Here is a 14,588-nt window from a genome sequence, read left to right on the forward strand (position 1 = left end):
CTGAAACTCTATTCAAGACGTACCCGATATACTTCAGATAACGATGTGGTTCGTCGGCGTGCCAAGGTCAATGCATTTTCCGTCAGCGGCACCATGCCTTCACGAACAGCTTGGGCGTGAATATCGTTAACCGCCACACCTCGCTGGATTAATGAGTGCATATCCGGAGTAATCTTCAATAGTTCATAGACGGCAATTCGACCGCTGAAACCAGTCTGATGGCAGTGATCGCACCCCTGCCCCTTATAGAAAACTTCCTCCGCCGAAATGCCAAGAGACTTGAGGAACAGAGGCTCCGGAGTCTCCTCTTTCATACAATGAGGACAATTTCGTCGAACCAACCGTTGGGCTAATACCCCCAGCACCGTTGCATTGAGCAGGAAAGGTTCTACTCCCATCTCTATTAATCGGGTGATAGCACCAGCAGCATCGTTGGTATGAAGTGTACTGAGAACCAAGTGCCCGGTGAGTGCGCTTTCCACGGCAATTTTACCGGTTTCCTCATCCCGGATTTCACCAATCATGATCACGTCCGGGTCATGCCTGAGGATATGACGCAACGCCCTGGCAAAGCTATAACCGGGGGCAGTATTCACCTGAATCTGTTCAATACCGTCAATGTGATACTCCACCGGATCTTCAACCGTGATGATATTGACGTTCTGTTTTATCACTTCCTGCAGCGCAGCATAAAGGGTTGTGGATTTGCCTGATCCGGTCGGACCGGTGACCAGAATCATGCCATAACTCTTATTCAGCAGATCGGTAAACAACTCTTCGTCTCTGGGATTAAATCCCAGCTCACTGATCGATAACAATCCCGCATTCAGGTTTAACAGTCGGATTACCACACTTTCCCCTTCAACAGTGGGAATAATGGAGATCCGAAGGTCCACCATCGCTTCACCATCCACCACCCGGGAACGACCATCCTGGGGCAACCGGCGCTCGGCAATGTCCATCGTTCCCAGAATCTTGATACGGCTGACCACAGCGGGTAACAGATTCTTGCTGAAACTCCGAACTTTGATCAGGGAGCCATCAATCCTGTAATACAGATCTGCGATATTTTCCCTTGGACGGATATGAATATCCGATGCTCGTCGTCTGATACCTTCTACAATAACCCGGCTAACCAATCGAATGATGGGCTTTTCCCGGCTGAGCCTTTCCAGCTCACCAACTTCCCGGTCTTTATGGGGAACAGAATCGTTGTTTTGACGGTCATCCTCCGCGGCGAGAATTTCATCGTCAATGGTGCTTTCGCCGTAAAACTCGCCAATGGCCTGGAGGATGTCCCGTTTACTGGCGGTAACCAATTCAAGGTGACGATTGGTAATAAACTGGAGGGCATCAATAGTATCGATATTACAAGGGTCATCGAGTGCTACAACCAGCTTTTCATTTTCCAGACTGATCGGCATCACAAGGTTATGCCGGGCAAAGTCTCCCGGCACCAGAGCAACAGCCTCTGGCGTAATCGCAAACTGCTTCAGTTGAATAAAAGGAATAGCCAGTTTATTGGCCAGAGCACGATGTACTTGCTCGTCAGTCATCCCCTTTGATTTTTCAAGCTCATCCCGCATTTCCCGGGCCTGCACCATCGCAGGCGACAAGGATGTGTCCTGAGGCGTGTATAGGTCCACATCAGAGTCTGACACTTGAGGGTCACTTCCATTAGATGGCTCAATCTGATAGTTCTTGATTCCCGTCGCAGGGATAAACAGTCGACTGACGGAATACTTATCTTCAAATCGAAATAGACTCAGCCCGGCTTCACTTGAGGCAAATCCTAGTGTTTTACCCCGAATGCGCTTACCGTCATTGAACTCTACCAGATAGCTTTCAGGCGCCAGAGACTGCTCTTTTATGAGATCACTGGGAATCAGTTTGTGAGTAAACACGAGATAACGCATTTCTGAAAAATCAATTGGCGTCAGGTGCTCATCTGACTGATCGGAAATCTCGATACGCTGCTGAACCCCATCCAAGGTTTTCAACACACCGGGAATGAGAAAGCCATTGTGGAGATGCACAACGACATCTGCGCCATACAGAGATTCTTCACTACTTTTTGTCGCAAAAGGCAGTGCGGGAAGATCAATCGGAGAACTAATGGCGGACCTCCTTCAAACGAACGCAATTTAAATAAATATAGCTCGCTTTTCAGGCTGGTCAGCGATTCATACCAAGTGATTAAAAAATTGGTCCAAAATGCTTTTTGCCTTACCTGAGCAAAGGATATTCCATCAACTGCTCCTGAAATTTCTCGGGAAGCCACCAACTTGTATCCAAAGGCGGAGTACCTGGCGGAATCACGGGGTTCTTCAGCACGATCAACTTTCGGCTCTTGAGGTCTGCTCTCTCGATAAATTGCTGGGCTTCCTGAAGAAATAAATGTTCAAAGGAGCCATCTTCTATCGCCAGGCTAAGACCTGACTCAATTTTCTCAGCTAGATCGGGCCGCTTCCTGGTAACAAAGAAATAAACAGGATGGGGATAAAACAACATCACATTGTCGGCAACCTGTAACTGTTTTGAGTGCCGTTGTGCTTCGTCCCAGATTTCATTGAGACCACGATGAAAGTAGTCGAAGCGGGCATGCATCAAAAGTGTAAACAGGGTCTCGTACTGGGCACTTGTGACGACCTTCAGGCCATTTGCTTCATAGACAGGTAAATCCCCCCAATGAGTACCGTGGCCGCCCACATAACGGCGTAAATCCTCTAACGAGGCAATTTTTTGCAACTCTTCATGCTGTTCTTTTCTGACCAACAGAAGTCTTAGCCCCAGAATGCCGCGATAGATAGGAATCTTGATTGGGATAAGCTTTTTTTCACGCTCTCTACTGGTCGACATGAATTCCAGATCGATTTCCCCTTTTTCGACCATCAACTCACCCCGGGCTTCATTTAGTCCTGGGTAATCAATAGATCGAATTTCATATGGGACATCCAGCTTACTGAGAGCCAGATCAAGAATTTTAAGGCCATATTGATATCTGGCCTGACTCTGGTAGTGAGTGACCTCAACAACCCTGTCATCCGGTGAGGTTTGTGCCTGCACCTGTCCAGATAATGACCACACCACCAGACCAGGCATCAGCAGAATCCGGGTAATCACACTGCCAGCCCCAAGTGAGAGATTAATTAGATATTAGGCAACAAACCTTATCACTTCAAATGTAGATCAGCAGGCGGCGCTTAATCACTACGAGTATATTTGTACACCGTATTACGACTCACACCCGCAGCCTTAGCCGTTCTTGATACATTTCCGTCATGTTCTTCGAACAGGCGAACAATCCGCGATTCGATATCTTCTTCTGCCGTTTGCTCGTAGTCAGGTGGCACTTCCACCGGTCCTTTGCCCTGTGTTTCACGCCGCAGATCATCATAGAAATCATCAGGCAAGTGCCAGTCCTCAATGGGCTCGCCGTCCGCCATGGCCAGCGCAACACTGAGAACACTGATCAACTGACGCACATTTCCTGGCCAAGGGTGGTTACACATCATGTCCAGTATTTCAGCACTCAGAGGTATATATTTCTCACCACTCTGGCGGGCAAGACGTTTGTGAACATACACTAACAACTCACGTTTATCGAACCGGTCCCGATAGGCAGGCAGCTCCAGATTCAGACCCGATATCCGGTAATAAAGATCCTCCCTGAACCGTCCTTCCCGCACTTCGTCTTTCAGATAACGGTTTGTTGCAGAAACCAGCTTGATATCAACCGGATAAGACTCTGTAGACCCCAGAGGCGTGACTTTTCGTTCCTGCAGCACCCTTAACAGACGGGACTGCACATTCGGCGGCATTTCCCCGATTTCATCAAGGAACAGCGTGCCCCGGTGCGCTTTACGTATCAGGCCGATAGATCCCTTGGAACTGGCACCTGTAAAAGCACCTTTCTCATATCCGAACAGTTCTGACTCCACCAGTTCGGCCGGAATAGCCGCACAGTTAACCGCCACTAAAGGAAACTTCTTGCGACAACTGTGAAAATGAAGGGAACGAACAAACACTTCCTTACCGACGCCGGTTTCCCCATGCATGAGGATGGGGATCTCTTTTTCCATGATCCGGGATGCCTGTTTGATCATGCGCGACATTCGCTCATCACCATGCTCAAGCTCATTCAACGGCACCACATCATCCGGCAGTTCCTCATTCGGAACAGCCTGCGGCGGCTCAACTGCTGACTCTGGCACATGTTTGGTCGGGGCTTTCTCCTTCTTCCTCCTGAAATCAGGTGCTATCAGCGGCAACTCCATCGGAGGGCGGACAAGAACATGCATGCGATATTTACCCAAAGCATTGGCCTCGAATGGCATTCCTTCAGGCTGATGCCTCAGCTCCCTTAACTTGCAGTCAAAAACATCCTCAATATTCACCAACGCCAGATCGTGGGCCAGCATGATTTCAGCCCGTCTGTTGGCTGAGATGACTCTGCCGTCACTATCGACGGCGAGCATGCCTGACCAGGGACTGTTCAGTGAGGATATGTTGGTGTTAAAGGTGATCAGCATATGTTCACGGGCAAAGGCATTTATGATGAGACGGTTCTCTACCGTCAGCGTCATCAGCTTCACCATGCCCAGTGTATGATCCTGGGGCAGGTAGGCGTCGGACGAAATATCCAGAACACCCACCATTTCTTTGTTGGTATTAAATATCGGTGCCGCCGACCCGACCATATATCGATTGGCCCTGAGGAAATGTTCTTCACGCCCGACCTGAACAGCCTGCCCGGTGGCAATGGCCGTTCCGATGGCATTGGTCCCGGTACTGACCTCCGTCCACTGGTTTCCGACAACCAGACCATGACGCTGATCAGCAAAGCGCTGATCTCCCCAAGTATTCAGGACGTGCCCCCGCCGGTCAGCGAGGACAATCATGCATTTGGAGTTGGCCAGAATGTGATCGTAATAAGGAAGCACTTCTTTTTGCGTGGTGTTCACCAGTATCTGGTGCTCATCCAGCAAAGCACTGATCGCCCCCTGGGACAAAGTACCATATACAGGCGTACTGCTGTGAGTCAGACCATACTGCTCACATCGATGCCATGATGCTTCGATCATTTCCTTATGTGTGGGTTCTTCCTGATGTGCGGCCTGTGATGTGTTTTTATCGTTTATGCTCATTGTTCTTTCGCTCAGTGACACTGTTCAAGAGTGTTCACTGTTCAAATTAGTGTTCAAATAATCGTCGTGATTTGAACAGTTGTCAACATTTTTTCGTTTTTGAACATTTTTAACTGACTGGATTTTATGGGGAAAATTTAGACGAGATATTTTATAACTATATGTTATTTAAATATTTTATTAATATTTTTTCGAGTCATCAAAAAATTGGCCTGCTATTTGCCCTTCTAATCTCACGTTCAAAAATTGAATTTCGAAAAATTCCGAAAATAAATCAAACAATTTGACGGAATGTATTATGAGCCTAGAGCTAAAAAACATCAGTCGTGTCGTTGACGGCCAGCATTGGATCAGCGACCTAAACCTCACCCTGGAACCAGGGTCCTTCAATGTCTTTCTTGGACGCACGCTAGCCGGAAAAACATCTCTGATGAGATTGATTGCCGGGCTGGACCGCCCAAGTACAGGACAAATCATGATGAATGGCGTGAATGTTACCGGTGTACCGGTAAAAGATCGCAACATCTCCATGGTGTACCAGCAGTTCATCAACTATCCCAACCTGACCGTTTACGACAACATCGCTTCTCCATTGCGCCTGGCGAACATCAGTGAGGCAACGATTCGCAAACGTGTTCATGAAACAGCAGAAATGCTGCATATCGAACAGTACCTCAAACGACTTCCTCTGGAACTTTCCGGTGGCCAGCAACAACGGACAGCTATGGCCCGTGCGCTGGTAAAAGAAGCGACCATTGTTCTGTTTGACGAACCTCTGGTGAACCTGGACTACAAACTTAGGGAAGAGCTGCGCCTGGAACTGAGAGAACTGTTCAAGGAACGCAACACCATCGCGATTTATGCGACAACTGAGCCTAATGAAGCACTGGCACTTGGTGGAACCACGACCGTTCTGCATGAGGGCAGAGTGCTGCAATATGGTCCAACAGCCGAAGTCTATCATCGTCCCAAAGATATTCTGACAGCGGAAATGTTCAGTGAGCCGCCTATAAATGTCGTTAACGGGCGTGTCACGGACTCCGAAGTTTCCTTCGATGAAACGGTTCATTTCCCTCTGAATCAGGATCTACGTGCACTCAAACCGGGACAATACCAGTTTGGTGTACGAGCGTCTCACATTGGTCTGGTGCCCCAGAACGATGATGATCTGGAACTGTCCGTGAAAGTGGATCTGGCCGAAATCAGCGGCTCAGAAACTTTCCTTCATGTGCGGAACGATCATATGAATCTGGTACTGCATCTGTCTGGCGTTCATGGCTACGACGTGGATGAGGACATCAACATCTACTTCCCGACTCACAAACTGTACGCCTTTGATATGAACGGTCAGATGGTGCAGGCACCGTCTCGTAAGGTTGGAGGTTAATCATGGCTGAAATTCGTTTATCACAACTGGCTCACACATACTCCAGCCAGCCCAAGTCTGACGAAGACTATGCGATTCGCAGAATGGACCATATCTGGGAACAGGGTGGTGCCTACGCACTACTGGGCCCATCAGGATGCGGTAAAAGTACACTTCTGAATATTATCTCCGGACTGCTGCAACCCTCTGACGGCGACATTATGTTCGACGGTAAGAAGGTCAACAGCATGAGCCCGCAGGAACGGAATATCGCCCAGGTATTTCAGTTTCCAGTGATCTACGACACCATGACGGTGTACGACAACCTGGCTTTCCCACTACGCAACGTCAAAGTTGCAGAACACAAGATCAAAAGCAAGGTTCATGAGATTGCCAATATCCTCGACCTGACAGAACTGCTTGATAAGAAAGCCAAGGGATTGACCGCGGATGAAAAGCAAAAGGTATCCATGGGACGCGGGCTGGTACGGGATGACGTATCCGCGATTCTGTTTGATGAACCGCTGACGGTAATCGATCCACACCTCAAGTGGAAACTCCGTCGTAAGCTCAAACAAATTCATGAGCAGTTCAACATTACCATGGTGTATGTCACCCACGATCAGCTCGAGGCGTCTACATTTGCGGACAAAATTGCGGTGATGTATGAAGGTCAAATCGTACAGTTTGGCACCCCAAGGGAGCTGTTCGAAAGCCCTAACCACACATTCGTCGGATACTTTATCGGCAGTCCGGGCATGAACCTTATTCCGGTAACGCTGACCGACAGTGGAGTTCGCTTTGCCAATACAGAGGTCCCTCTTAGCAAGAAGCTTCTGGAACGCGTCAAAGCGAAGCAGTCCGATAACATCAAGATTGGTATACGTCCCGAGTTTGTTCATGTCTGGGATGACACCACCGATGACGCATTTGTTGTCGATGTGAAATATATCGAAGACCTGGGTACCTACAAAATCCTGAGTTTTGTACTGGACGGCGTGGAAATGAAAGCGCGCCTGCAGGAAGACCAGAAAATGCCCCACGGCAAAGCCTATGTCAGCTTTCCTGATCAATGGCTGAAAGTCTATGTCGATGAATTTCTGATGGAGGACTTGGGATGAACAAAGTCGAAAACAACAAAGCCTGGTTCCTGGTCCTGCCGGTATTCTTACTCGTTGCCTTCTCGGCCATTATTCCGCTGATGACGGTAGTCAATTACTCGGTACAGGACATCTTTGACCAGAACACCCGTTATTTTGTCGGCACCGAATGGTTCCGTCAGATGCTGTTTGATACCCGTCTGCATGAAGCACTTCTGCGCCAGTTCATGTATTCATTTTCTGTACTGTTGATTGAAGTGCCTTTGGGCATTGGTGTCGCACTATTGATGCCGACCAAAGGTAAAGGGGCCTCTCTGGCACTGATCCTCATCGCGATTCCATTGCTGATTCCCTGGAATGTGGTTGGCACCATCTGGCAGATTTTCGGACGTGCAGATATCGGTCTTTTCGGCTGGGCAATCAACAATATCGGAATTGATTACAACTATGCCGGCGATCCAGTGGATGCCTGGTTAACGGTTCTGTTGATGGATGTCTGGCACTGGACACCGCTGATTGCACTGCTTTGCTACTCTGGCCTGCGTGCCATTCCGGAAGTGTATTATCAGGCAGCCAGAATCGACCGTGCTTCCCGCTGGGCAGTGTTCCGTTATATCCAACTGCCCAAGTTGACCAATGTTTTAATTATCGGTGTTCTGTTACGTTTCATGGATTCCTTCATGATCTATACCGAGCCGTTCGTACTGACTGGCGGTGGCCCAGGTAACTCCACCACCTTCCTGAGTCAGTCTTTGACCAAGATGGCGGTTGGCCAGTTTGACCTTGGTCCGGCAGCAGCGTTCTCAATTATCTACTTCCTGATCGTGCTACTCGTATGTTGGCTGTTCTATACCACCATCATGCATATCAGCCGCGACGACCGATGAAGGTAATGGTTTAGACAATAGGTATAGCAATGACACAAGAACAAGTAACTGAAACAGCGACCCTGACGATGACACCCTCATCGTCCGCATCGCGCTCCAAAGCTAAAGGAGTGGTCCTGATGAGCAAATCAAGATTCGGCCTGATCGCCTACATAGCGTTTGTACTGATTCCTATCTATTGGCTGTTGAACATGTCGTTCAAAACCAATGAGGAAATTCTTGGCGGATTGAGCCTTTTTCCAGCGGATATTACCTTTGACAACTACATTAAGATCTTTACCGATCCGAGTTGGTACATGGGTTATGTCAACTCCATCTCCTATGTCACCCTGAACATGGTTATCAGTCTTCTGGTGGCTTTGCCGGCAGCCTACGCTTTCAGCCGCTACAAGTTCATCGGCGACAAGCACATGTTCTTCTGGCTGCTGTCCAACCGTATGGCACCGCCTGCGGTATTTCTGCTGCCTTTCTTCCAGCTCTATTCTTCCGTCGGCCTGTTTGACACCCATATTGCCGTTGCCCTGGCACACTGCCTGTTCAACGTGCCTCTGGCAGTCTGGATTCTGGAAGGCTTCATGAGCGGTGTTCCCCGTGAAATCGATGAAACCGCCTATATCGACGGCTACAGTTTCCCTAAATTCTTTATCAAGATCTTCATTCCGATGATCCGCTCGGGTATCGGGGTGACTGCATTCTTCTGCTTCATGTTCTCCTGGGTTGAACTGCTGTTCGCAAGAACCCTGACATCGGTAGACGCCAAGCCCATTGCCGCCGTCATGACCCGAACCGTCTCCGCTTCGGGAATCGACTGGGGCGTGCTTGCGGCCGCGGGCGTCCTAACCATTATCCCCGGCATGTTGGTGATCTGGTTCGTAAGAAACCATGTGGCCAAAGGCTTTGCACTGGGTCGGGTTTAATCAACTTCAGAGAATTCTCAGAGGAGAAATATTATGAACTGGATGGCCTGGACAATACCTACCGCCGGATTCTTTTCCACCATTATTGCAATTCTCACTGCAATGACGATCTGGGAGCTTAAATCTCCCAGTGTCGAGCGTAAGGGCTTCCTGCCGATCAAAACGACACGTGGCGATCGGCTCTTTATCGGCCTATTAAGCAGCGCCTATATTCACCTGGCCTATCTGACCATCACCGACGCCACCCTTTGGATCGCCACCGTTATCTCGGTGATCTGGATGGTTGTCGTGATGCGCTGGGGCTGAACGTTACTCAGTTATGAGAGTGTAAATCCATGTGAGGACATTGGCAGCACATTAAGCTGCCAATTAATCACATTCGATATGTAGTAAGTCGTGGCTAATAATTACCGGGAGGGTTGGTTCCGTGTTACGGAATTAATAACTGGTTCAGATTAGTCGCTAACTCAAAGCAGGGATGTTCATTGGTACGGAGGCTGAACATAAATGAAAACAATCAAGAGGCTAACTATGCACAACAATAAAAAGCGTAAGAGCTTACTGGCATTCGCCGTTGCAGTAGCAGTCGGCTCCAGCAGCATGTCCTGGGCCGATCAATACAGTGATGCGGCCGAAAAATGGGTATCGCAGGAGTTTAAAGAGTCCACTCTTTCCAAAGAAGAGCAGCTCAAGGAATTGGCGTGGTTTACCAAAGCGGCTGAAAAATTCCGCGGAATGGAAATCAATGTTGCTTCCGAGACTATCACCACCCACGAATATGAGTCCAAGGTACTGGCGAAAGCCTTTGCCGAGATTACCGGTATCAAGATCAACCACGACCTGATTCAGGAAGGGGATGTGGTTGAAAAACTGCAAACCCAGATGCAATCCGGCCGTAACATCTATGATGGCTACATCAATGACTCTGACCTGATTGGTACTCACTTCCGCTACGGTAAAGTGGTCGCCATCTCTGACATGATGGAAGGTGACGGCAAGCAATACACTCTGCCGACCCTGGACCTGGAAGACTTTATCGGTATTTCATTCACCACCGGTCCTGACGGAAAAATTTATCAGCTACCGGATCAGCAGTTCGCCAACCTGTATTGGTTCCGCTATGACTGGTTCCAGCGTGATGACCTGAAGAAAAAGTTCAAAGGCATTTACGGATATGATCTGGGTGTGCCCAAGAACTGGTCAGCATACGAGGATATTGCTGAATTCTTCACTGTTCACGTAAAAGAAATTGATGGGCAGCGTGTCTATGGTCACATGGATTACGGTAAAAAAGACCCTTCTCTCGGCTGGCGTTTTACTGATGCCTGGTTCTCCATGGCCGGTGCCGGTGACGCAGGTATTCCTAACGGGGTTCCGGTCGATGAGTGGGGTATTCGTGTAGACGGCTGTCGTCCAGTTGGATCCAGCGTTGCACGTGGTGGCGCGACTAACGGTCCTGCTGCTGTATATGCCACCACCAAATATGTTGACTGGCTGCGTCAGTATGCTCCCCCTGAAGCACAAGGTATGACCTTCTCTGAAGCCGGTCCTGTACCTGCGCAGGGTAGCATTGCACAGCAAATCTTCTGGTACACCGCCTTTACTGCAGATATGACCAAGCCCGGTCTGCCTGTGGTCAATGATGACGGTACACCAAAGTGGCGGATGGCTCCTTCTCCAAAAGGACCTTACTGGGGAGAAGGCATGAAGTTGGGTTACCAGGACGCCGGTTCCTGGACTTTCCTGAACTCCACACCTGATGACCGTCGTCTGGCAGCTTGGTTGTATGCTCAGTTCACCGTGTCCAAAACCGTTTCTCTGAAGAAAACACTGGTTGGCCTGACACCTATCCGTGAATCTGACATCCTGTCTGAGGAAATGACCCAGGTCGCTCCAAAGCTTGGTGGTCTGGTGGAATTCTACCGCAGCCCGGCTCGAGTTCAGTGGACACCTACCGGTACCAACGTTCCTGACTATCCGAAACTGGCCCAGCTGTGGTGGCAGTTCATCGCCGAAGCGGCCAACGGTGAAAAAACACCACAGGAAGCTTTGGACGGTCTGGCTCAGGCACAGGATCGTGTACTGCAACGTCTGGAACGCGCCAACGTCCAGGGCGAGTGCGGTCCTAAGCTGAACCCGGAAGTCGACCCAAGCGAGTGGCTGAACAAGCCAGGTTCTCCAAAAGCTAAACTGGCGAACGAGAAACCTAAGGGTGAAACTGTATCTTACGACGCCCTGATCAAGTCCTGGGAAAAGTAAGCATCAGTATGGCTTGGTACATGGATGTGCCAGAACATCCCCCGGGTTGAAATCCGGGGGAGTATTGTTACTCCATATCTATTTTGTACCTCTCGAAGCCTGCCCTGGCTTCAGACCCCGGCCTCCTCGCAGGCTGGGTTGGGTTAAGGTAAACCGTGCCTCGGCGGACCTTACCCGCGCAATCTTCCACTCCCGTTTCGGGAGTGGTTTTTTACCTTTCCCGCGAAGTCATTTATTCACACTGTTCCTTTCCCCTGATCAACTTAACCGCATCATACTTCCACAGAGGCTTGTATATTTGCAGGTGTCGTCACACTCAGCCTTTGTGCGGGTAGCGAATCACATTGTGAAATATCACCGGCTTCTGGCTTGTATTTCGGTAACCGTGCGGCTCATCTGCCGCAAAGCGCAAGGCGTCACCTTTTTTCAGTTTGATCCACTCGTTCCCGTGCAGAATTTCCAGCTTCCCTTTGATCACCACAACGTGCTCCACCACACCAGATTCATGTGGCTCTGACAAATGCTCAACTCGCGCCGGAAGCGTCAGCTCCATATACTCAAACCCCATGAGGGGATCGTAAGGAAACAAAATCTCGACTCCCAGAGAATCCTCTGGCATGGGGGCTCGGGACTGCCCGGCTTCATGCAACAATATGGGGAGCGGACCATCGCTTGTATCTGTAACCAACGACGTAAATGACAAGCTCATGCCTGTGGCGATTTTCCACAATGTGGCAATTGTCGGACTCGACTCTTCGCGTTCAATCTGTCCCAACATTGCTTTACTGACACCAGTGGCTTCAGCTGTTGTATCCAGACTCCAGCCTTTGCGCTTACGCTCGCGCTTCAAAACAGTGGCAATATGTTGATTGATCGATTGCACAGATGGGATTCTCCGAAATCAAATTTTGTTTGTGCGCTATAACGCACAGGTGTTATTCTCTCGCGTACGTTATAACGCACGGACATGTTACTCAATTTACCGGGAGTTCTCCATGCTGCAAGGCTATTCCATCAATCACCTGGTCGCAGGTTTTATTGCTGTACTGGTGGGTTATACCAGCTCAGCCGCGATTATCTTCCAGGCTGCTCAATCGGTAGGTGCTACGCCGGAACAGATAGGCTCCTGGATGTTTGCTCTGGGTATCGGAATGGGAATTACCAGTATCGCACTCTCCGTTGCCTACAAGATGCCATTGTTCATCGCATGGTCCACCCCAGGTGCGGCACTTCTGGTTACCAGCTTGATGGGGGTATCGCTCGCTGAGGCAACAGGGGCATTTATTCTCTCTTCTGTCTTGATTCTATTGTCCGGGATTACCGGATTGTTTGAGCGGATGATGAAGCATATCCCTCTGGGGATCGGCGCCGCCATGCTGGCCGGTATTTTGTTACAGTTCGGGCTGGATGTCTTCAGAGCGCTTAACGATGATCTGGTTCTGGTCGCGGTGATGGGACTGACTTATCTTGTTTTCAAGCGATTCCGATCCCGCTACACCGTGGTGCTGGTACTGTTGGCGGGAGTTCTTTGGGCAGCCGGTAACAACTCCCTGGATTTCAGCCAACTCACACTTGAGTTCGCCACCCCGGTATTCACCTGGCCACAGTTTACAGCCACCACTTTGCTCAGTGTGGGTGTTCCTCTGTTTATTGTCACCATGACGTCCCAGAATATCCCTGGTGTTGCAGTACTGAAAGCTCATGGCTATCAACCACCCGTTTCTCCCACGATTACCTGGACCGGATTAACCAGTCTCATTCTGGCTCCTTTTGGTGGGTATGCACTGAACCTTGCGGCCATTACGGCAGCTATTTGTATGGGACCGGATGTTGATAAAGATCCAGGCAAACGCTATTGGGCCAGTGTGTCCGGTGGGGTCATTTATCTGTTCCTGGGAGTTTTTGGCGCCACAGTTTCCGCGTTATTTCTTGCCTTTCCAAAGACACTGGTTGTGGCTATTGCCGGTCTGGCGTTGCTGGCCACGATTGCCAACAGTCTGCATACCGCCCTGGCTGATCCAGGAGACAGAGAAGCCTCGTTGATCACTTTCCTGATAGCCGCTTCAGGCGTCACCTTATTCGGTGTGGGGTCGGCTTTCTGGGCCATTGTCATAGGCATTGCTGCCAAGTGGGTCATGCATCGTGAGAAAGGCTAGAAATGGCCTAAAACAATCGCCAATGCGCGCAGTTTCATGAGGTATCCCCTGTTTCTATTTTTAGTTGGATTACTTCTATTTAGGTAACGCAATAAGCAGTTAGTTTTATTCGCCAAATAGGGGACCTTTTCGCGTACAGATGACGGTTTTATTGCAGGAATGGGACACACTGTTGGCCACCCTGGAGTATGTCGAACTAACTAGAGTTGGTAGTCCGTGCCGCAGTGAATGCAGGTAAATCCACGGTCAAGCAATACACTCACTACAACAGCAGACCACCCTGACAGACCCCATCGCTGTCGGCTATTAGAATGAATAAACTCTTGTGTTTGTATCGTGGGCCGCCTCTTGCAACAGGGACATTTAATTAGGAGAGACAAGATCAGGTGACTAAGAGCCCCCACCAGCAGTATGCAAATAGCGACGGTGAAGTAGTGGTCCGGTGCAACTTCAAAGTAAACAAATCCCAAACCTAGGGAGAGTCTGAATAACCCCAAGGTTCTGAGGTAATTCAAACTCTCGACGATATATGGCCGAATATTCAGAGTGTTTTTCCGGCCATTTTGGATCTTCCCCCCCCTGTGGGGCGTCATCTGGGCTCACTGCCCCTATACCTGCAGCTCTTTCCTTGCCATCAGCAGATTGCTGAAGGCCGCCAACAGATAGAGCCGGCTCTTGTTCTTGGCCAAGCCTCGATAGCGGACTTTGTCGTAACCAAACACCTGCTTGATGTATCTGAACGGGTGTTCCACTTTA

Annotated in this window: 12 protein-coding genes; 7 read left to right on the forward strand and 5 right to left on the reverse strand. The window is 49.6% G+C overall.

Translation table 11 applies throughout. The features are described from left to right. Positions 1 to 8: 8 nt before the first annotated feature. The 3 genes from F566_RS0111485 to F566_RS0111495 all read right to left on the reverse strand — a co-directional run bounded on the left by F566_RS0111485 (position 9) and on the right by F566_RS0111495 (position 5,147). On the reverse strand, positions 9 to 2,036 hold the full coding sequence (locus F566_RS0111485) for a GspE/PulE family protein (protein ID WP_020407133.1): 2,028 nt from the start codon (positions 2,034 to 2,036) through the stop codon (positions 9 to 11). A gap of 190 nt (positions 2,037 to 2,226) precedes the next feature. Continuing rightward, positions 2,227 to 3,123, reverse strand: coding sequence for a type 2 periplasmic-binding domain-containing protein (locus F566_RS0111490; protein WP_157496746.1), 897 nt, complete (start codon positions 3,121 to 3,123; stop codon positions 2,227 to 2,229). Between the two features lie 80 nt (positions 3,124 to 3,203). Next, positions 3,204 to 5,147: a sigma-54-dependent Fis family transcriptional regulator gene (locus F566_RS0111495; protein ID WP_020407135.1), complete on the reverse strand. Its 1,944-nt coding sequence runs from the start codon at positions 5,145 to 5,147 to the stop codon at positions 3,204 to 3,206. Positions 5,148 to 5,445: 298 nt separating this feature from the next. On the opposite strand from F566_RS0111495, the gene F566_RS0111500 reads away from it, so the two are divergent. From F566_RS0111500 to F566_RS0111525, 6 genes are all read left to right on the forward strand, one after another. Continuing rightward, positions 5,446 to 6,534 (forward strand): ABC transporter ATP-binding protein, encoded by a 1,089-nt coding sequence (locus F566_RS0111500; RefSeq protein ID WP_020407136.1) that lies wholly within the window; start codon positions 5,446 to 5,448, stop codon positions 6,532 to 6,534. Between the two features lie 2 nt (positions 6,535 to 6,536). Then, positions 6,537 to 7,634, forward strand: coding sequence for an ABC transporter ATP-binding protein (locus F566_RS0111505; RefSeq protein ID WP_020407137.1), 1,098 nt, complete (start codon positions 6,537 to 6,539; stop codon positions 7,632 to 7,634). Next, positions 7,631 to 8,500, forward strand: a complete 870-nt coding sequence (locus tag F566_RS0111510; RefSeq protein WP_020407138.1) for a carbohydrate ABC transporter permease — start codon at positions 7,631 to 7,633, stop codon at positions 8,498 to 8,500. The genes F566_RS0111505 and F566_RS0111510 overlap by 4 nt, the downstream gene beginning before the upstream one ends. A 119-nt stretch (positions 8,501 to 8,619) precedes the next feature. Further along, entirely contained in the window at positions 8,620 to 9,417 is a 798-nt protein-coding gene (locus tag F566_RS0111515; RefSeq protein ID WP_020407139.1) for a carbohydrate ABC transporter permease, read from the forward strand. A gap of 33 nt (positions 9,418 to 9,450) precedes the next feature. After that, positions 9,451 to 9,723: a DUF2160 domain-containing protein gene (locus F566_RS0111520; protein WP_020407140.1), complete on the forward strand. Its 273-nt coding sequence runs from the start codon at positions 9,451 to 9,453 to the stop codon at positions 9,721 to 9,723. A 225-nt stretch (positions 9,724 to 9,948) separates the two neighbouring features. Beyond that, positions 9,949 to 11,676, forward strand: coding sequence for an ABC transporter substrate-binding protein (locus tag F566_RS0111525; RefSeq protein WP_020407141.1), 1,728 nt, complete (start codon positions 9,949 to 9,951; stop codon positions 11,674 to 11,676). Positions 11,677 to 11,992: 316 nt separating this feature from the next. Here F566_RS0111525 and F566_RS0111530 read toward each other — a convergent pair whose 3' ends face one another. Continuing rightward, positions 11,993 to 12,559: a helix-turn-helix domain-containing protein gene (locus F566_RS0111530; protein WP_020407142.1), complete on the reverse strand. Its 567-nt coding sequence runs from the start codon at positions 12,557 to 12,559 to the stop codon at positions 11,993 to 11,995. Positions 12,560 to 12,608: 49 nt separating this feature from the next. Between F566_RS0111530 and F566_RS0111535 the strand changes: the two genes are divergently transcribed. After that, positions 12,609 to 13,832: a benzoate/H(+) symporter BenE family transporter gene (locus tag F566_RS0111535; protein WP_342662543.1), complete on the forward strand. Its 1,224-nt coding sequence runs from the start codon at positions 12,609 to 12,611 to the stop codon at positions 13,830 to 13,832. 608 nt (positions 13,833 to 14,440) lie between these two features. Here F566_RS0111535 and F566_RS32625 read toward each other — a convergent pair. Continuing rightward, positions 14,441 to 14,588: transposase (locus tag F566_RS32625; RefSeq protein WP_020406419.1), on the reverse strand; the 148-nt coding region annotated here is incomplete at its 5' end.

It is taken from the genome of Hahella ganghwensis DSM 17046 (genome assembly GCF_000376785.1).
Classification (GTDB): Bacteria; Pseudomonadota; Gammaproteobacteria; order Pseudomonadales; family Oleiphilaceae; genus Hahella; species Hahella ganghwensis.

Bases quoted from the DNA above. Each gene is read 5' to 3' on its own strand.
- F566_RS0111495 (WP_020407135.1), bottom strand. From the start codon at position 5,147: ATGAGCATAAACGATAAAAACACATCACAGGCCGCACATCAGGAAGAA.
- F566_RS0111500 (WP_020407136.1), top strand. From the start codon at position 5,446: ATGAGCCTAGAGCTAAAAAACATCAGTCGTGTCGTTGACGGCCAGCAT.
- F566_RS0111505 (WP_020407137.1), top strand. From the start codon at position 6,537: ATGGCTGAAATTCGTTTATCACAACTGGCTCACACATACTCCAGCCAG.
- F566_RS0111510 (WP_020407138.1), top strand. From the start codon at position 7,631: ATGAACAAAGTCGAAAACAACAAAGCCTGGTTCCTGGTCCTGCCGGTA.
- F566_RS0111515 (WP_020407139.1), top strand. From the start codon at position 8,620: ATGAGCAAATCAAGATTCGGCCTGATCGCCTACATAGCGTTTGTACTG.
- F566_RS0111520 (WP_020407140.1), top strand. From the start codon at position 9,451: ATGAACTGGATGGCCTGGACAATACCTACCGCCGGATTCTTTTCCACC.
- F566_RS0111525 (WP_020407141.1), top strand. From the start codon at position 9,949: ATGCACAACAATAAAAAGCGTAAGAGCTTACTGGCATTCGCCGTTGCA.